Source organism: Peribacillus sp. NPDC046944 (genome assembly GCF_050272735.1).
GTDB lineage: Bacteria > Bacillota > Bacilli > Bacillales > DSM-1321 > Peribacillus.
This window is the reverse complement of sequence record NZ_JBNNML010000004.1, coordinates 279,211-297,230: the sequence shown is the minus strand read 5'-3', so window position 1 is coordinate 297,230 and position 18,020 is coordinate 279,211. Positions and strand designations below refer to the sequence as shown.

The following is an 18,020-nucleotide window of genomic DNA, read 5'->3' as shown; positions in this document are numbered from 1 at the left end:
ACACCTTTGCCGCAGGAAGGAAGCAAGTTCCAAAAGTAACGCATCCTGTTTGCTGTTAGGGTGTCAGGCCCGATAGGTCAAGCTTAAGTGTTCAATTATTTTACTTCAGATGAATTATCATATGATAATTTACCAGAATAGATTTCTTCAAGGGCACGACCGACTGATTTGTGAGAAACTGGTTTAGCAATCATGCAGTTATCTTTAATTTGCATTTCTCTAGCACGCTTGGCTGCCACAGATACAAGTGAGTATTTTGAATCGATTTTCAGTAATAATGAATCAATAGATGGATATAACATAGTTTATTCCGCCTCCAACATTTTTTTATAAAGAACAGCAACTCTTTCCCGACGGCAATGTTCGGCAATTACAATTGCATTAATTCTAGCACAAGCAGCATCTACATGGTCATTTTCAACGACGTAATCATACAGATCCATAAGCTCTATTTCCTCTTTAGCCACCTTCATGCGCCCTTTGATCGCTTCCTCCGTCTCGGTACCACGGGTTACGATCCGACTTTCAAGTTCACTCAAGCTTGGCGGGGCAAGGAAAATGAATAGGCCTTCAGGAAACTTTTCCCGAACCTGCCTAGCTCCTTGTACTTCGATTTCAAGAAAAACATCTTTTCCGGAATCAATCGTTTCTCGGACATAATCAACAGGTGTTCCATAATAATTGCCGACGAACTCCGCATATTCCAGGAGCTTTCCTTCTTCAATCAACGCTTCGAAATCCTCACGCTTTTTAAAGAAATAATCTACCCCATCCACCTCACCTTGCCGTGGAAGTCGTGTCGTCATCGAAATTGAATACTCGAATGCCGTACCCGGCTGAGAAAAGATTGCCTTTCTTACGGTACCCTTACCCACACCTGATGGGCCGGACAAAACAATTAATAAACCTTTTTCTCTCATAATCTTTCAGTTACCCCTCTTCTACGCTATCATCTCGATCTTGAAGCCTTGCTGCAACCGTTTCCGGTTGAACGGCGGATAAGATGACATGGTCGCTGTCTGTAATAATAACGGCCCTTGTTCTTCTGCCGTATGTAGCATCTATTAATGATCCGCGATCACGGGCATCCTGGATAATCCTTTTTATTGGAGCAGATTCAGGACTTACAATGGATACGATCCGATTTGCGGAAACGATATTACCAAAACCAATATTAATGAGCTTAATTGACATTTTTGTCCCCCATTCATATTCTATTGTCGCCTTGACAGGGTTATCATAAACCGATTATTCGATATTTTGAACCTGTTCCTTCAATTTTTCAAGCAGGCTTTTCATTTCAACCACTTCTTTTGTAATGGCTGAGTCATTTGCCTTTGAACCGATCGTATTGACTTCCCTGTTCATCTCTTGAACGAGAAAATCCAATTTCCTCCCAATCGGTTGGCCTTGCTTAAGGGTATCCGAAAACTGTTGCACATGGCTATCGAGCCTAGTCAATTCTTCATTTATATCACATTTATCCGCAAATATGGCCGCCTCTGTGACAATGCGACTATTTTCAATCATTCCATCAGTCAACTCGGAAAGCTTTATTGTCAGTCGATCCTTATATTGCTTTACAACAGAAGGCGCATAGGTTTTAACCCCCGCTACAATCTCAGCAAACTTCTTTAACTGACTTTGCAAATCACTGGCCAGCCCCTGTCCTTCCTGAACACGCATTTGTTTCAGGTTTTCTAGGGCACCCTTTACTGATTCCATAAGCAACTTTTCCAAATCACTAGGAACGGTCGCTACTTCTTCCATCAAGAAAATCGATTCGAGTTGCAGTATATCTTGAAGCGAAATGGAACCGCCAAGGTTATATTTCCCCTTCACTGCATCCATCAGGCTTACATATTGATCTGCAAGATTCCAATCGATATCAACATTTTTAGAAACCAGGCTTTTCCCTTCGACCGTTATGAAGAGTTCCACCCGTCCCCTTCTTATGTATTCACTCGCCATTTTTTTCACTTTTTCTTCCAGAACCAACAGCTGGCGCGGCATTCGAATCGTATATTCGCAGAAACGATGGTTGACGGTCTTGATTTCTGCAAAGACCTTGACCTGTTCGTTTTGTGATTCTCCTCTTCCATAGCCCGTCATACTGGTAACCATGTCTCCACTTCCAATCAAACATAATGTAGTAACTTGGTATGTTCATTCAATCTATATCAGCATTTTCACGTCATGATCAGTATAAATAAAAGGTTCTAAAAATAAAAAGGTAATAGAGAAAGACTCTATCACCTAAAAGATTATATCATATTTTATTGTGCTTTTCTTGCTAAAAAGGTTCCCGCCAGTAAAAAAGTTGGGATTGATGACATTCCTACCACTAATAGCCAATCCCTGCCCGAAATCGGAACGGTGTGAAAGATTGCCTGTAGCGGCTGTACATACATGACAGCAAGCATTAACAACAGGGAAGAGAGCACTGCTCCCACTAAATACAGATTGCCAAACGGATTTCTTGAGAAAATGGACTTTTCACTCCGACAGTCAAAAACATGGATCAACTGGGCAAGTACAAGGGTCGCAAATGCGATGGTCTGTGCATATGCAAGATTATCAGGATTCGCACGATATACCACATAAAAGGCAATTAACGTCGAGATCCCAATTAAAAAACCACGTGAGAGGATTTTCCAGCCTAGTCCCCTCCCAAAAACCCCTTCATTAGCATTTCTCGGATTCCTTTTCATCACATCTTCTTCAGGATCATCGAGACCCAAAGCCATCGCCGGGAGTCCGTCCGTCACCAAGTTGACGAATAGGATTTGAATGGGAATCAATGGTAAAGGCAAGGCACAAAGCATGGCGAAAAACATGACAAGAATTTCACCAACATTCGATGCCAACAAATACCGGATAAACTTCCGAATGTTTTCATAGATGTTCCTTCCTTCTTTAATAGCCGATTTAATCGTGGCGAAATTATCATCGACCAAAATCAAGGAAGAAGCCTCCTTTGCGACGTCTGTACCCGTGATGCCCATTGATATACCGATATCGGCCGACTTTATTGCCGGAGCGTCATTGACGCCATCTCCCGTCATCGCAACAACATGTCCTTTATTCTGTAAAGCCTTCACGATTTTCAACTTATGTTCCGGGGAAACACGGGCGAACACAGACACTCCTTCAACGATTTCTTCGAGCTCGTCAACTTCCATCGCCGATAATTGATGACCTTCGAGTACACGGTCTTTCCCTCTTAAAATACCAAGATCTTTAGCAATAGCCCTGGCTGTTATAACATGGTCGCCCGTTATCATGACCGTTTTAATTCCCGCATCCCGGCATTCCTTCACTGCTTGTTTCACTTCAGGACGAGGTGGGTCTATCATGCCCTGCAGCCCCATGAAGGTCAAATTCAGTTCGGCCTCTGTCTCATGGAGTAGAATGGTTCCCTTTGAAAGTGGTTTGTAACCCACTGCAATCATCCGAAGTGCACTTGATGCAAGCTCATTCATTTTCAGTTGAACCCGTTCCTTGTTTTCCCGATTTAGCGGGTCCGTTCTACCGTCCACTAAAATCGTATCACTCTGGGCTAGCAAAACATCTGGTGCCCCTTTTACTACGACAAAATGGTTTTCTTTATCATCCTTGACTACAACACTCATCATCTTCCTTTCAGAATCGAATGGAAACTCCCTCACGATCGTGAACTGGTTTGACAAATGCTCCCTCGTCAAACCCGCCTTCATCGCCGCTACTACCATCGCGCCTTCTGTCGGATCTCCGTCAAGGACATATCCTTTTCCTCTCTCATTTACCTCGGCTTTGTTGCAAAGAATCCCAAATGTCACCATTTGGAGGAGAGCCTTTTCATTTTTTGGAGCGACCGAAACTCCTCCTGAAGAAAACTCCCCAGTCGGATGATATCCTGTCCCACTTACATCCCATGTCTTCCCGCCACTCCAAATTTTCGTAACCGTCATTTTATTCTGGGTCAATGTTCCAGTTTTGTCGGAACATATCACCGTGGCACATCCAAGCGTTTCAACCGCAGGCAACTTCCTAACAATGGCCTTTTGTTTAATCATCCGTTGAACGCCAAGAGACAAGGCTACTGTCACAATGGCAGGCAAGCCTTCCGGGATGGCCGCAACAGCCAAGGAAACACCGGCTAAAAACATGGTATAAAGATCATGCCCTTGAAGGACACCCGTTAATACGACGACTCCAGTTAAGATCAACGCGGTAATGATTAAGATTTTTCCCAATTGTTCCAATCGTCGTTGTAGTGGCGTTTCCTTGGTTTCTGCTGTTTGAAGAAGGTCCGCTATCTTCCCCATTGCTGTGTTCATTCCTGTCGCGACAACAATTCCAATACCATTTCCTCTAGTGACCATCGTTCCCATGAACGCCATATTTTCCTGATCCCCGATGCTTTCCGCCTCGCCCATTAATGGATCGGAGCATTTCACGGCTGGAATGGACTCGCCAGTTAGAGCTGATTCTTCAATTTCAAGGCTGGAATGGTCGACGATCCGTAAATCTGCCCCTATTCGGTCCCCGCTTGCAAATTTCAAGATATCCCCTACTACCACTTCCCTTGAAGGGATCTTCAGCCATTGCCCGTTCCTTAATACCTGAACCTGTGGGGCTGTCATTTCCTTTAAGGCATCCAATGATTTTTCAGCCTTACGTTCTTGAAAAAACCCAAGTACCCCATTTAAAAAAACAATGGCAATGATGGCAATCGCATCGATATATTCACCCAAGATGCCAGAGACCAAGGTTGCCGCAAGCAAGACAATGACCATAAAATCTTTAAATTGAGCGAAGAACAGTAAAATGGCAGATTGCTTTTCCCCTTCTTTCAGTTCATTGAATCCTTGCTTGTTCAGCCTGTCCTTTACTTCTTTCTCATTCAAACCAGCTTTCACGTCCGTTTGAAGCGCCTTCTCCATTTCTTGCTTATTCATTTCCTTGAACTCCATCGAGTATCACACATCCCTTTGAATAGAATGAAATAGGCCCCAGTATACATGCTCAAAACAGGCACTTAGCGTTGCTCACCCTCATCCGCCTGCATACTAAACTACATAAAACAACTGCTCTTCTTCCATGATTATTCAGACTCGTCCAAAAAAATGCTATAATTAATCTGAAATTGCACAAACGGATTATCCGACCTACCGATGGATTAATGAATGTCAGGAATAGACTCATTCCCATGTTTATTCCAGTAATATAGGCAACCATTTTAAAACGGCTATTGAAAGAGCCTTATAGAAAATCTTATGTAAAGGAAGTAAAATGAATGTCATTCGATGGATTATTCACGAAAGCGATAACGGAAGAAATCGCTTCTTTATTAAAAGGCGGGCGCATCAATAAAGTGCATCAGCCCTATAAAAACGAAATCATACTGGTGGTTCGGGCTGGAGGTAAAAATCAAAAGCTACTATTATCTGCACACCCGAGCTATTCAAGGGTACAGCTGACAGAAGAAAGCTATGAAAATCCGAAAGAGGCACCAATGTTCTGCATGCTGCTCAGGAAGCATCTGGAAGGATATACAATCGAGGACATCTATCAACATGAGCTAGATCGGATGATCATCCTCGAAGTGAAAGGTAGAAATGAACTGGGCGATGTTTCCCAGAAACAGCTAATCATCGAAATTATGGGTCGTCACAGCAATATCATCTTAGTTGATAAAGAGCGGAATATGATTTTAGACAGCATCAAACATGTATCACACGCTGTGAACAGCCACCGGGCGATATTACCTGGCCAGGAATACATTCTCCCCCCAGAACAGGAGAAGCAAAATCCATTTGACTCCACTGACGATGATATAAGGAAATCGCTGGACTTTAATGCTGGAAAGCTTGACCGTCAGCTAGTAGCCCATTTCTCAGGAGTTTCACCCCTAGCGGCTAAAGAGGCCGTTTACCGTGCTGGTTTGGCGAACAGTTCGACACTTCCACCTGCTTTCTCTAGCCTCATAAAAGAGATTGCAGATCGAGAGTATGTCCCGACCATCAAACAAGATGGCAGTAAAGAAGTTTTCTATATGCTTTCTCTGAATCACCTGACGGGTAAAGAAAGGTCATTTCCATCCTTAAGCGAGATGCTTGACCGCTATTACTTCGGGAAAGCCGAACGGGACCGGGTCAAGCAAAAGGGCCAGGATATAGAACGCTTCATTACGAATGAAATAGAAAAAAACTCAAAAAAAATCGGAAAATTGGAACGTACGCTAAAGGAAACGGAACGCGGGGAACAATACCAACTGTTCGGTGAATTGCTGACAGCCAACTTATATCAAATGAAAAAAGGCATGAAGGAAATCGAGGTCATCAATTATTACAATGAAGATCAAGAGACTGTCGTTATCCCGCTTAATCCATTAAAAAACCCATCTGATAATGCACAGAAGTACTTTTCAAAGTATCAAAAGTCCAAAAATGCGGTCGTTGTCGTCCAAGAGCAAATCGAAAAAGCCCAACTGGAATTGGCTTACTTTGAAGCCTTGCATCAGCAATTGCAGTCTGCCTCACCAAAAGATATCGAGGAAATACGCGAAGAACTACAAGAAGAAGGCTACATCCGCCAGAAAAAGAAAAAGGGCATGAAAAAACCTGCCAATGCCAAACCGCAGCTTGAGACTTATTACAGTAGTGATGGAGACCTCATATTTGTCGGGAAAAATAATAAGCAAAATGATTACTTGACGAATAAATTTGCCCGTCGTGATGAAATCTGGCTTCATACGAAGGATATTCCCGGCTCACATGTCGTGATTCGGAATGAATCACCAAGTGAAAATACGATAAAGGAAGCGGCCGCTTTAGCTGCATTCTTCAGCAAAGCCAAGCAATCAAGTTCGGTGCCTGTCGATTTCACCCAAGTTCGCCATGTGAAGAAACCAAATGGATCGAAACCTGGGTTTGTCATCTATGAACAACAGCAAACCGTTTATGTTACCCCTGATGCCGATACGGTCATTTCTTTAAAAGAAGCGACACACGTAAAAGGATAAGTATTAATAAAAACAATACCCTGTGAACTGCACCCCGCTTGTTAGACATGACCTAACAAGCGGGGTGCAGTTTTTATTTTGGTTGAAGCATCATCTTAGAGATGGTAAAAGTGAAGAATATACTAATAGAAATCGTAAAGAGAAGGGCCCTTTTGATCTCATGAAAAAACGATGCCTTGAATGTCACCAGGTCGAAAGTCTTGTTAAATAGTAAAACAAAAAAATAAATACATATTTTAGAAATCGAGATGGAATAAATACCTATTCAAAGATCTATGCTTCTCTAGTCCATCATTTGTAAAGCACTGAAGGTTTGATTTTTTCAACCAAATCCGTAAAAACTATGGTAATATAGTTCCTGTTGTAAAAGGGAGGAATTATTTCAATGAAAAAAATATGGAGTATGAGTCTTTTGTTGGTGGTTTTACTATTGACTGCCTGTTCAGGTGAGGAACAAACTGTTTCAACTGAGAAAGGTTCTTCTACCAATACAAAAGCTGAACAAAAAGATAAAAAAGAAGCGAAAGTAGAAATAATGCAAGAAACATTCGGTGCTTGGAAAGATTCTATTGATTCTGTTTGGGTGAACTATTCTGCCGAAGTGAAAAATACCGGAAATGCCCCTGCTTCGTTAAGTGATATCCAAATTAATTTTGAAGGGGAAGACGGAAGCGTCCTTGGTACGGCCAGTATGATAACGGCTACACCTGATGTCATCATGCCAGGTGAAACGGCGTATATTGGTGAATCCACTATTTTAGATTCTGTGAAAGACCCTAAATTGGTCAATAAAGCGTATTCTAATATAGATTTCGATACAACAGATGAGGAACCAGCCTATTTAAAAACGGAAAATGTTAAGTTGAACGCTTTGAGCGGTGATTTTTCAGATAATCCTTATTCTGTCACAGGGAATGTGATAAATGACGGGGATGAAAAAGCGGATGACATTCGTTTGGCATCTGGTTTATATGATGGAGAAGGGAAATTGGTAGGCGTATTGAATGGTTCATTAGATATTGGGTTGAATGCAGGTGGAAAAACGGCATTCGAACTGAACTATCCAGAACTTCCAGCTACCGTCAAAGGAAAAGCGAAAGAAGTAAAAACTGTTGCTTACAGTTGGAAGTGGTAATTTAATAGTATAAAAAAGGCTATTTTATTAAAAAAGTGATAACTAGAATGTTTCCACATGAAACAAACTTTGGTACACCGCTTGTATTAGTGGTGTGCTTTTTTATGTTAATACGAACCCTGATCACCCCCTTTTACTTCCACCATAGCCAAAACTGTAATGGCATAGTATATGTGTCATGGGGGTACGGTACCAAAAAAGTATAAAACAGCACCCCATATTCAGTAGAGAATACGTGGTGCTGTTTAAGCGTACCTATCAAACATCAACCCATTAGCTCTATTTATGCAGAAATCCAGGCGGAGTCTTCGGGATTTTCACGCCATTTTTTTAGCTTTTCCAGTTCCCCTGCAGTAATATAGCCTTTTTCATTAGCCACTTTAATCAATGAGGAATAATCACTTAAGGAGTAGTTCGTAATGTTTTCAGCAGTAAACTTTTCTTTTCCCTTTTCTAATTCGTATGTAAAGATGGAAACGACCCCAAGGACCTCGCATCCTGCTTTTCTAAGAGCGTCTACTGCCGTGATGACGCTACCGCCTGTAGATATTAAATCTTCAACGACAACCACTTTTTGACCTGACAAAGCACGCCCCTCAATTTGATTGCCCTTTCCGTGTTCCTTCGCTTTCGAGCGGACATAACACATCGGCAGATCCATTTTATCACTCACCCAAGCGGCATGCGGTATTCCAGCCGTGGCGGTGCCAGCGATTAGCTCAGTATCCGGGAAGTTCTGTTCAATCAACTTTTTCAATCCCTCGGCGATTTCATTCCGAACCGCTGGATAGGAAAGGGTCAAACGATTATCGCAATAAATGGGTGACTTGATTCCAGATGCCCACGTGAATGGTTCATTTGGCTGTAGGAATACCGCTTTGATTTCTAAAAGTCGTTCTGCAATTAATTGGTTTAACATCGAATTCCCTCCCAAGATGCCTTCATGTCTAAATATGTTTGTAATGGATCTTTTGCAGATGTTATTGCTCTTCCTACCACGATTGCATCGGACCCTATGATCCTTGCCTGCTCAGGAGTGGCTATTCTGTGTTGATCATGTGTTGGTCCACCTGCATTACGGATGCCTGGCGTGACCGTCATAAATTGGTCGCTGATATGTTCATGGATCCTTCTTACTTCATGCGTCGAGCAGACAACACCATCAAGGCCGGCCTGGCCTGAGAGCTTTGCATAGTGCAGTACTGCATCTTCAAGTGTTCCGTTGATGTTTTGTTCGAAATTCATTTGTTCCTGTGACGTACTTGTCAGTTGGGTCACCCCTATGCATAATGGGCGTTTTTCTCCGGTAGCCGTTCCACTATCAAGGCCTTCAAGTGCCGCTTCCATCATTCTGCTTCCGCCGGCCGCATGGACATTCACCATATCCACATTCAATGTAGCAAGCCCCCTCATTGCCATTTTGACTGTATTAGGGATATCATGGAGCTTCAGATCCAGAAAAATATCATGCCCTTGTTCTTTTACAAATGAAATGATTCCCGGTCCGTTCTGATAAAACAACTCCATCCCGACTTTAACTGCTAGTTTCTCCGAATGAAAATGTTGTAAAAATTGCTTCGTTTGAATCAGGCTAGGAAAATCAAGCGCGATGATTAACGATTGCTTCATTCTGCTTCCAACTCCTTCCGGTACATTGCGAAATATGCTCAAATCCTAACTCATCCAACAATTTGGGCAATTCTTCAATAATCGTCGGGCACACAAAGGGATCCACAAAGTTTGCTGTTCCCACCGCAACTGCGCTTGCACCTGCATAGAAAAATTCAATGACATCCTCCGCAGAAGAGATGCCGCCCATACCAATGATTGGAATCGAAACTTGCTGACTCACTTCATAAATCATCCTAAGTGCGACTGGTTTAATGGCAGGACCAGACAATCCACCAGTCTTGTTTGAAAGGATCGGCTGACCCGTTTTTAAATCCAACCGCATGCCGACTAGCGTATTGATCATTGTCAGACCGTCGGCCCCTCCCTCTTCAACCGCTGTGGCCATGGCTACAATATCGCTGACATTGGGAGAAAGCTTCACATAAACAGGGACCGAGGAAACTTCCTTTACTGCCTTAGTTACTTCCTTTGCAACTTCGGGAATCGTCCCAAAAGCGATGCCGCCTTCTTTCACATTCGGGCAGGAGATATTCAATTCAAGTGCCACGACATTCTCTGCCTTGCTTATGTCCCGGGCAACTTTCACATAATCGGCTATATGGGATCCGGCAATGTTTGCGATGATCGGCACATCATATTTATCGAGCCACGCCAATTCTTCACTGATGACTTTATCCAGACCCGGGTTTTGCAATCCGATTGCATTCAGCATCCCTGAGGAGGTTTCAGCGACACGCGGTGTCGGATTGCCAAAACGAGGCTCTGGTGTGGTCGCTTTAATCATGATGGCTCCCAATATATCCAAATCAAAGAACTGGCTGTATTCACGCCCGAATCCAAAACAGCCCGAAGCTGGCATGACCGGATTTTTTAAGTGTAAACCGGGTAGTTCTACCGATAATCTGCTCATAGTACCACCTCTCCTGAACGAAATACGGGTCCGTCACTGCATACCTTCTTATAACTAAAGCCTTCCGGATCGTCTGCAGTGTGACATACGCAGGCAAAACAAGCACCGATGCCACACCCCATCCTTTCCTCTAGCGATAGATAAAGTTTTTTGTCGCTATACCCCGCTTCCAACGCCTTCAACATCGGCGTTGGCCCGCAGGAAAAGACCGTTTCAAATTCCGCACCCAGCTTCTCGATTACCGTCGTAACGAATCCTTTTGTCCCATATGATCCATCCACCGTTGCAATATATGTCTCTCCTAATTCACTAAACTCTTCTTCATAAAAAACGGCAGCCATCGTTTGGAAACCAAGCACATGAATAACCCGAACGCCTCTGGCAACCAGCATTTTTGAGAGCTGGAACAGGGGAGGGACGCCTATCCCCCCACCGACCAACAATGCAATCTCCCCAGCTTTCGCTTCATCAACCGGAAAGCCGTTGCCAAGTGGGCCGAGAATATCTACCCCTTCCATCTGCTTCCGCTGGGACAATAATGTTGTTCCCTTCCCTTCAGCCCGGTAAATCATCGTGAATTCCTTTTTGCTTTTATTGTAAGAAGAAATCGAAATCGGGCGTCTTAGCAGCGGCTCGGTACCTTCCGTCGGTTTAATTTGGACAAATTGCCCCGGCTGCTTCATTTCAGAAACTAACTCACCTTGTAGGGTTAGCTCAAAGATAGATGGAGCCAGCTCTTTATGTGTCAACACCTTCATTGTTTCCTTCTTGATCATGTATAGCTCACCTCACGACTTTTTTTCGTCTTTCCCATGGCTTCCGTCGAGAATGTCATGGATTCGATCACTCTTAAAATGGCTTCTGCTGTATCCAATGATGTCAAGCAGGTAACTCCATTTTCAACCGATTCACGTCGAATCCTGAACCCATCCCGCTCCGGTTGCTTCCCTTTTGTCAATGTATTGATGACGAACTGGGCTTCGCCATGACGGATGACATCCAACAGATTCCTGCCTTCTTCTCCGATTTTTCCTACGACAGCAGTTGGGATGCCCGACTCTTCCAGCATATTCGCCGTTCCACTTGTGGCAATTAGCTTGAAGCCGATGTTATGGAAGCGTCTGGCTAATTGAAGTGCTTCCTGCTTATCTTTATCCGATATGGTTAACAAGACCGTTCCATGGCTTTGTATGGTGAAGCCGGAAGCGACAAGTCCTTTGTATAGGGCCTTTTCAAGTGTACTATCTTTCCCCATGACTTCCCCAGTCGATTTCATTTCAGGCCCGAGTGATATGTCCACTCCTCTCAATTTAGCAAAAGAGAAGACAGGCACTTTTACATAGACCCCGGTTTGTTCGGGAACCATTCCTGACTGATACCCGTGACTTTCAAGGCTTTGTCCCAGAATCACCTTCGTTGCGAGGTTCGCCATGGGTACATTTGTGATTTTACTTAAGAATGGTACCGTACGACTTGAACGTGGATTCACTTCAATGACATACACTTCGTCATTACTGATGACATATTGGATGTTCAGCAAACCAATGATTTTCAATCCTTTTGCCAATCTGGTGGTGTAATCGATGATCACTTCTTTTTGCTTATCCGTCAGGCTTTGGGGCGGATAGACGGCAATCGAATCGCCCGAATGAACCCCTGCCCGTTCGATATGTTCCATGATTCCAGGGATTACCACGGTCTTGCCATCCGAAATGCCGTCGACCTCCACTTCTTTACCCGTTAGATACCGATCGATCAGTACCGGGTGTTCCGGATTGATTTTCACCGCATTTTTCATGTAATGCAGCAACTCTTCTTGTTTGTAGACAATTTCCATCGCCCTTCCTCCGAGTACATAGGAAGGCCTTACTAAAACCGGGTATCCGATATCTTCAGCAATGATGATCGCTTCTTCGACGGACGTGGCCGTTTTCCCTTTAGGCTGTGGAATGCCCATTTCTTGGAGCGCTGTCTCAAATTTGTTTCGATTCTCCGCACGGTCCAGGTCTTCTAAAGAGGTACCGAGTATTTTTACACCCCGATGAACTAATCCCTCTGCAAGATTGATGGCGGTCTGCCCGCCAAATTGGACGATGACCCCTTCTGGTTTCTCCAAGTCGATGACATGCATCACATCTTCAAGTGTCAACGGCTCGAAGTAAAGCTTATCGGAAATACTGAAATCTGTTGATACCGTTTCAGGATTATTATTGATGATGATTGCTTCATAGCCCGCTTCCTTAATGGCCCACACGGAATGTACGGTCGCATAGTCGAACTCTACACCTTGACCAATTCGGATCGGACCAGACCCCAGTACGATGACGCTTTTTTTATCCGTTACCACCGATTCGTTTTCCTCTTCATACGTTCCGTAAAAATACGGCGTTTCTGATTCGAATTCTGCGGCACAAGTATCAACCATTTTATAGACTGGTATGATTCCATGCTGTTTTCGATATTCATATACATTGATTTCAGCGACTTCCCAGATTTCCGAAATGGTTTTGTCGGAAAAGCCAAGCTCTTTAGCCTTCTGCAGGACTTCCGTGTCATAAATATGAGTACGTAACTCTTGTTCAAAGTCGATGATTTTCTTCAGTTTATGAAGGAAGAATAAATCGATTTGACTCCATTCGTGAATGGTTTCAATCGTTTTTCCTCTTCTTAATGCCTCACCGATATAGAATAACCGTTCATCTCCCGCTTTCCGGATTCTTTTTTCAATTAATTCATCATTGAAATTCTCACTCAACTCGAGGTGAAATACCCCGGCTTCAAGGGAACGAACAGCTTTAAGTATCGATTCCTCGAATGTTCGGCCAATCGCCATGACTTCTCCAGTTGCCTTCATTTGCGTGCCGAGTCTACGGTTGGCACTTTCAAATTTATCGAACGGCCACCGAGGGATTTTCGTGACGACATAATCTAGCGCCGGTTCGAAGCTGGCATACGTTTTGCCCGTAACCGGGTTCATCATTTCATCTAGCGTCAAACCGACTGCAATCTTAGCCGCAAGTTTGGCTATCGGGTATCCTGTCGCTTTCGATGCGAGTGCCGATGAACGGCTTACCCGTGGATTGACTTCAATCACATAGTATTGGTAGCTATCTGGGTCAAGGGCCAGCTGAACGTTACAACCACCCTCGATTTTCAAGGCACGAATGATTTTCAATGACGTGTTCCTAAGCATTTGGTACTCTCGGTCACTTAGCGTTTGACTTGGTGCCGCAACAATCGAATCACCTGTATGTACACCGACTGGATCGAAGTTCTCCATATTACATACGACTATCGCATTATCATTGGAGTCTCGCATCACTTCATATTCCACTTCTTTAAAACCGGCAATGCTTTTCTCAAGAAGGCATTGATGGACAGGGCTGCTTTTCAAGCCGCCTTCAACAATCTCAATCAATTGCTCTTCGTCTTCACAGATACCGCCTCCTGTTCCCCCCAATGTGAACGCGGGGCGAACGATGACTGGATAGCCGACTCGTTCCACGAACGCATAGGCCTCATCTAAATTATGTATAATGTCGCTATCCGGAACCGGCTCATCGAGTTCATTCATTAACGTGCGGAACAAATCCCTATCTTCCGCTTGTTGGATGGCAGAAAGTTTCGTGCCCAGAATCTGGACGTTGCATTCTTCCAATATCCCCGCATTGGCCAATTCTACGGCCATATTCAATCCCGTCTGTCCGCCCAAAGTCGGAAGCAAGGCATCCGGACGCTCTTTGCGGATGATTTTACTAACAAATTCCAGGGTGATCGGTTCGATATAAACCGCATCAGCCATTTCACTGTCGGTCATGATCGTCGCGGGGTTTGAGTTGATCAGAATTACCCGGTAGCCCTCTTCTTTTAATGCGATGCATGCTTGAGTTCCTGCATAATCGAACTCAGCGGCCTGGCCGATTACGATTGGACCAGAACCAATAACTAAGATGCTTTTTATATCTGTGCGTTTTGGCATGTTTCTTCCCCCTTTGTAGTGGCAACTTCAATGTTCCGTAAAAATTCATCGAAAAGATAATTGGCGTCTTCCGGTCCTGGTGACGCCTCCGGATGGTACTGAACCGTAAAGGCCGGGTAATGTTTATGGCGTAAACCTTCGATGGTATCATCATTCAAGGCAGTATGTGTAACGGTAAGGTCGGTATGTTCGATTGAATCCGTTTCGACTGTGTAACCGTGATTTTGCGAAGTAATGGACACTTTTCCCGTACGAAGATCCTTTACTGGATGGTTGGATCCGCGATGACCGAATTTTAGTTTGTCTGTATCTGCCCCGTTTGCAAGCGCGAACAGCTGATGGCCCAGGCAAATTCCGAATAGTGGGACTTCTTTCTGGATTGTCCGAATCATTTCTAACGTTTCCCGAACGCTTTTTGGGTCTCCAGGTCCATTGGACAGCATCACTCCATCCGGATGATAGTTCATGATCTCCTGTGCCGTGATGTTATAAGGAACGACCACGACGTCACACCCACGTTTCGTCAACTCTCGTAAAATACCATGCTTCATTCCGTAGTCGACTAGAACCACTCGCGGTCCCCTACCTGGACTTGAGTAGGCCGTTTTAGTAGATACCTGTTTCACTTGAGTGGTCGGGAGTACCGTTGCTTTAAGCTGGGCAATAACCTCATCGGCCTTCTTATTCATATTACAGAGCGCCCCTTTAAGAGCACCTGTCTTTCTGATGATCCTTGTCAGCTTTCTCGTGTCAATCCCGGAGATTCCAGGGATATTCTTCATTTTCAAATAGTCATCAAGTGATAATTGGTTGCGCCAGTTAGAAGGAAATTCTGCAGTTTCCTTCACGGCGAATCCCGCTATGGCTGGATTGATCGATTCAAAATCGTCTCGGTTGATTCCATAGTTCCCAATTAGCGGATATGTCAAAGTAACAATTTGACCACAATAAGATGGATCAGATAAAATTTCTTGATAGCCTGTCATCCCTGTGTTAAATACGACTTCCCCGATTTTCTCCACGTCTCCACCGAATGCTTCGCCAATGAAAACCGTACCATCTTCTAAAATAAGCTGTCTTTTCATCCCTGAACACGTCCTTTTTCCCAAGCTAACTTTCCTTCTGAAATCGTCATGACCGGCCACCCCTGACATTTCTTGTCATGGAAAGGTGTATTTTTTCCCTTTGAAGCGAATTCTTCTTTATTGATCGCCTGTTTTGCATTCAAATCGATTAACGTGATATCTGCCACAACTCCTTCTTTTAGCTGGCCGAATGGAAGCGAGAAGCAATCAGCTGGTTTGATGGTCAGGAAGTCTACCAACTGTTTCAGAGTGATGATTTCTTTTTTGACCAATTCCGTATAAAGCAGCGGGAAGGCCGTTTCTAGACCTACAATTCCGAATGGAGCAAGCTGCATCCTTTGCTTTTTTTCCTCGACGCTATGAGGGGCATGGTCTGTTGCGATGAAATCGATGGTTCCATCAAGCAAGCCTTCGATTAAAGCATCACGATCTTCGCGTCCCCTTAAAGGAGGGTTCATTTTATAATTCGTATCAAGCCCTGGTATATCATCTTCTGAAAGTAATAGATGATGTGGGGTCACTTCCGCAGTGACTTTGATACCGGCACGTTTAGCGTCTCTTACGGTTCTTACCGATTCTTTCGTTGATATATGGCAGACGTGGTAATGGCAGCCTGCCGCTTCCGCAAGCAATATGTCACGGGCAATATGTACAGCTTCGCATACAGAAGGAATTCCATTGATTCCATTTTCTTTGGAGAATCTCCCCTCATGAACGGAGCCTTTATTGATTAAGCTATTATCTTCACAATGGGCGACCACAGCCATATCAATGGCAGCTGCCCGCTTCATCGCTTCAAGCATCATTCCTGCCTCTTGAATGCCAACACCATCATCCGTAAAGGCGAATGCCCCTGTCTTCTTCAGTGCTGAAAAATCAGTCAGCTCCTTGCCAGCTTCTCTAATCGTGATCGAAGCATAGGGCAACACGCGAACATGTGCCGTTTCTTCAATTTTTTTATTCAACGCCCCAAGGTGCTCCACAGTATCAGGTACAGGTCTTGTATTGGGCATGGCTGCTACTGTCGTAAAGCCACCTCTGGCCGCCGCCAAGGTTCCCGTTTCAATGGTTTCTTTATGTTCTCCCCCCGGCTCACGTAAATGTACATGAAGATCTATGAATCCTGCTGTAACAAGCAGCCCATCAGCATCTACTACTTTACTATCTTCCGTAGCCAGGTTCTCCCCTATTTTCGTGATGAACCTTCCCTCTATTTCTATATCTGCTTTCTTGAATTGATTTTGATTATCTAGCAATACTCCATTTTTGATGACAGTTTTCATGAGTGTTTCCTCCCTTATTTTTTTCAAGCACATTTTTTAACACAGCCATTCTGATAAAAACGCCATTTTGCATTTGTTTGAAGATTCTTGAGCGGCTGCATTCGACCAAATCACTGTCAATCTCAACTCCGCGGTTAATGGGGGCTGGATGCATGATGATGGCACATGGTTTCATCGTTTTTTCACGAATCTTATTCAAGCCAAACCTTTTCAAATACTCCCCATTTTCCACGTCATATTTATCACTATGCCTTTCATGTTGGATTCGGAGCAACATGACCACATCCGCTGTCGCTACAGCTTGATCGATATCTTCGTATTTCGCCAATCCATTGTTTACGTCAAACCATTCGGGAGGACCTGAGAATACAACTTCTGCACCTAGGCGGGTGAGTGCGTCTGCATTGGATTTAGCCACACGGCTATGCCTAACATCTCCAATAATCGAAATTTTCAGACCTTTAAAACTAGTAAACTCTTGCTTTATCGTCAATAAATCGAGCAGAGACTGTGTCGGATGATTTCCGCAACCATCACCCGCATTGATGATGGGGATATGTAATTTGCCTCTCAACTCATCAAAATAGTTGTCCTGCTCATGACGGATGATGAGAGCTTTGACTCCAATCGATTCAAATGTTTTCGCTGTGTCGTATAAGGTTTCTCCTTTTAACACGGATGATGTCCCCGCATCAAAAGGAATGACCTCAAGTCCTAATTTCCTTTCAGCCATTTCAAAACTTGATTTGGTTCGCGTGCTTGGCTCAAAGAACAGATTGGCGACCATCGTCTGCTGCATAGGCATCCAGTTCGTTCCATTGGCAAACCCCTCTGCCTCGTATAAGATCGTTTCGATTTCAGTTAAAGATAGCTCATTCATCGTCAATAATTTTTTCATCATTCCTGCTCCTTTCACAATCTTTTTTTGTGATGCGGGGCATAAAAAAACCCCGTCATTTAAGGACAGGGTGAAGGTCATAAAGACTTGGA

15 protein-coding genes are annotated in these 18,020 nt (G+C 43.9%); 2 read left to right on the top strand and 13 right to left on the bottom strand.

The window, feature by feature from the left end:
• Positions 1-95: 95 nt before the first annotated feature.
• The 5 genes from rpoZ to ACQKIC_RS09715 all read right to left on the bottom strand — a co-directional run bounded on the left by rpoZ (position 96) and on the right by ACQKIC_RS09715 (position 4,955).
• On the bottom strand, positions 96-302 hold the full coding sequence (rpoZ, locus tag ACQKIC_RS09735; RefSeq protein ID WP_402868232.1) for a DNA-directed RNA polymerase subunit omega: 207 nt from the start codon (positions 300-302) through the stop codon (positions 96-98).
• Between the two features lie 3 nt (positions 303-305).
• Positions 306-920 carry a guanylate kinase gene (gene gmk / locus ACQKIC_RS09730; RefSeq protein WP_402868230.1) on the bottom strand — a complete coding sequence of 205 codons (615 nt, stop codon included), beginning with the start codon at positions 918-920 and terminating at the stop codon, positions 306-308.
• 10 nt (positions 921-930) lie between these two features.
• Positions 931-1,194 (bottom strand): extracellular matrix/biofilm regulator RemA, encoded by a 264-nt coding sequence (gene remA, locus ACQKIC_RS09725; RefSeq protein WP_034313813.1) that lies wholly within the window; start codon positions 1,192-1,194, stop codon positions 931-933.
• Between the two features lie 54 nt (positions 1,195-1,248).
• The gene (locus ACQKIC_RS09720; RefSeq protein WP_427591082.1) at positions 1,249-2,124 is read right to left on the bottom strand and encodes a YicC/YloC family endoribonuclease; all 876 of its coding nucleotides are present in this window, start codon (positions 2,122-2,124) and stop codon (positions 1,249-1,251) included.
• Between the two features lie 152 nt (positions 2,125-2,276).
• Positions 2,277-4,955 carry a calcium-translocating P-type ATPase, SERCA-type gene (locus ACQKIC_RS09715; RefSeq protein WP_427591081.1) on the bottom strand — a complete coding sequence of 893 codons (2,679 nt, stop codon included), beginning with the start codon at positions 4,953-4,955 and terminating at the stop codon, positions 2,277-2,279.
• 323 nt (positions 4,956-5,278) lie between these two features.
• On the opposite strand from ACQKIC_RS09715, the gene ACQKIC_RS09710 reads away from it, so the two are divergent.
• Both ACQKIC_RS09710 and ACQKIC_RS09705 read left to right on the top strand, forming a co-directional pair.
• Positions 5,279-7,006: an Rqc2 family fibronectin-binding protein gene (locus tag ACQKIC_RS09710; protein WP_427591080.1), complete on the top strand. Its 1,728-nt coding sequence runs from the start codon at positions 5,279-5,281 to the stop codon at positions 7,004-7,006.
• Between the two features lie 385 nt (positions 7,007-7,391).
• Positions 7,392-8,141: an FxLYD domain-containing protein gene (locus tag ACQKIC_RS09705; RefSeq protein WP_402956233.1), complete on the top strand. Its 750-nt coding sequence runs from the start codon at positions 7,392-7,394 to the stop codon at positions 8,139-8,141.
• A gap of 283 nt (positions 8,142-8,424) precedes the next feature.
• On the opposite strand, the gene pyrE is transcribed toward ACQKIC_RS09705, so the two are convergent.
• Genes pyrE through ACQKIC_RS09665 form a run of 8 tightly spaced genes read right to left on the bottom strand, consistent with a single transcriptional unit; the run spans position 8,425 to position 17,928 of the window.
• Complete coding sequence (pyrE, locus tag ACQKIC_RS09700; protein WP_427591079.1) at positions 8,425-9,060, bottom strand: orotate phosphoribosyltransferase; 636 nt, start codon at positions 9,058-9,060, stop codon at positions 8,425-8,427.
• Positions 9,054-9,770, bottom strand: coding sequence for an orotidine-5'-phosphate decarboxylase (gene pyrF / locus ACQKIC_RS09695; protein WP_427591078.1), 717 nt, complete (start codon positions 9,768-9,770; stop codon positions 9,054-9,056). The genes pyrE and pyrF overlap by 7 nt, the downstream gene beginning before the upstream one ends.
• Positions 9,742-10,683 carry a dihydroorotate dehydrogenase gene (locus tag ACQKIC_RS09690; protein ID WP_427591077.1) on the bottom strand — a complete coding sequence of 314 codons (942 nt, stop codon included), beginning with the start codon at positions 10,681-10,683 and terminating at the stop codon, positions 9,742-9,744. The genes pyrF and ACQKIC_RS09690 overlap by 29 nt, the downstream gene beginning before the upstream one ends.
• Entirely contained in the window at positions 10,680-11,459 is a 780-nt protein-coding gene (locus ACQKIC_RS09685) for a dihydroorotate dehydrogenase electron transfer subunit (RefSeq protein ID WP_402956228.1), read from the bottom strand. The genes ACQKIC_RS09690 and ACQKIC_RS09685 overlap by 4 nt, the downstream gene beginning before the upstream one ends.
• Positions 11,456-14,662, bottom strand: a complete 3,207-nt coding sequence (gene carB / locus ACQKIC_RS09680; protein WP_402956225.1) for a carbamoyl-phosphate synthase large subunit — start codon at positions 14,660-14,662, stop codon at positions 11,456-11,458. The genes ACQKIC_RS09685 and carB overlap by 4 nt, the downstream gene beginning before the upstream one ends.
• A complete protein-coding gene (locus ACQKIC_RS09675; RefSeq protein ID WP_427591076.1) occupies positions 14,641-15,747 on the bottom strand; it encodes a carbamoyl phosphate synthase small subunit in 1,107 nt (368 codons plus the stop codon). The genes carB and ACQKIC_RS09675 overlap by 22 nt, the downstream gene beginning before the upstream one ends.
• Positions 15,744-17,030 carry a dihydroorotase gene (locus ACQKIC_RS09670; protein ID WP_407407294.1) on the bottom strand — a complete coding sequence of 429 codons (1,287 nt, stop codon included), beginning with the start codon at positions 17,028-17,030 and terminating at the stop codon, positions 15,744-15,746. Before ACQKIC_RS09670 ends, ACQKIC_RS09675 begins: the two co-directional genes overlap by 4 nt.
• Positions 16,993-17,928 (bottom strand): aspartate carbamoyltransferase catalytic subunit, encoded by a 936-nt coding sequence (locus ACQKIC_RS09665; RefSeq protein WP_402956219.1) that lies wholly within the window; start codon positions 17,926-17,928, stop codon positions 16,993-16,995. The genes ACQKIC_RS09670 and ACQKIC_RS09665 overlap by 38 nt, the downstream gene beginning before the upstream one ends.
• Positions 17,929-18,020: the final 92 nt, after the last annotated feature.

Excerpts from the sequence above, each read along its gene's own strand:
- ACQKIC_RS09675 (WP_427591076.1), bottom strand. The coding sequence starts at position 15,747 with ATGAAAAGACAGCTTATTTTAGAAGATGGTACGGTTTTCATTGGCGAA.
- ACQKIC_RS09665 (WP_402956219.1), bottom strand. The coding sequence starts at position 17,928 with ATGAAAAAATTATTGACGATGAATGAGCTATCTTTAACTGAAATCGAA.
- ACQKIC_RS09690 (WP_427591077.1), bottom strand. The coding sequence starts at position 10,683 with ATGAGCAGATTATCGGTAGAACTACCCGGTTTACACTTAAAAAATCCG.
- pyrF (WP_427591078.1), bottom strand. The coding sequence starts at position 9,770 with ATGAAGCAATCGTTAATCATCGCGCTTGATTTTCCTAGCCTGATTCAA.
- rpoZ (WP_402868232.1), bottom strand. The coding sequence starts at position 302 with ATGTTATATCCATCTATTGATTCATTATTACTGAAAATCGATTCAAAA.
- ACQKIC_RS09720 (WP_427591082.1), bottom strand. The coding sequence starts at position 2,124 with ATGGTTACCAGTATGACGGGCTATGGAAGAGGAGAATCACAAAACGAA.
- gmk (WP_402868230.1), bottom strand. The coding sequence starts at position 920 with ATGAGAGAAAAAGGTTTATTAATTGTTTTGTCCGGCCCATCAGGTGTG.
- carB (WP_402956225.1), bottom strand. The coding sequence starts at position 14,662 with ATGCCAAAACGCACAGATATAAAAAGCATCTTAGTTATTGGTTCTGGT.
- ACQKIC_RS09715 (WP_427591081.1), bottom strand. The coding sequence starts at position 4,955 with ATGGAGTTCAAGGAAATGAATAAGCAAGAAATGGAGAAGGCGCTTCAA.
- ACQKIC_RS09685 (WP_402956228.1), bottom strand. The coding sequence starts at position 11,459 with ATGATCAAGAAGGAAACAATGAAGGTGTTGACACATAAAGAGCTGGCT.
- ACQKIC_RS09710 (WP_427591080.1), top strand. The coding sequence starts at position 5,279 with ATGTCATTCGATGGATTATTCACGAAAGCGATAACGGAAGAAATCGCT.
- pyrE (WP_427591079.1), bottom strand. The coding sequence starts at position 9,060 with ATGTTAAACCAATTAATTGCAGAACGACTTTTAGAAATCAAAGCGGTA.
- ACQKIC_RS09670 (WP_407407294.1), bottom strand. The coding sequence starts at position 17,030 with ATGAAAACTGTCATCAAAAATGGAGTATTGCTAGATAATCAAAATCAA.
- remA (WP_034313813.1), bottom strand. The coding sequence starts at position 1,194 with ATGTCAATTAAGCTCATTAATATTGGTTTTGGTAATATCGTTTCCGCA.
- ACQKIC_RS09705 (WP_402956233.1), top strand. The coding sequence starts at position 7,392 with ATGAAAAAAATATGGAGTATGAGTCTTTTGTTGGTGGTTTTACTATTG.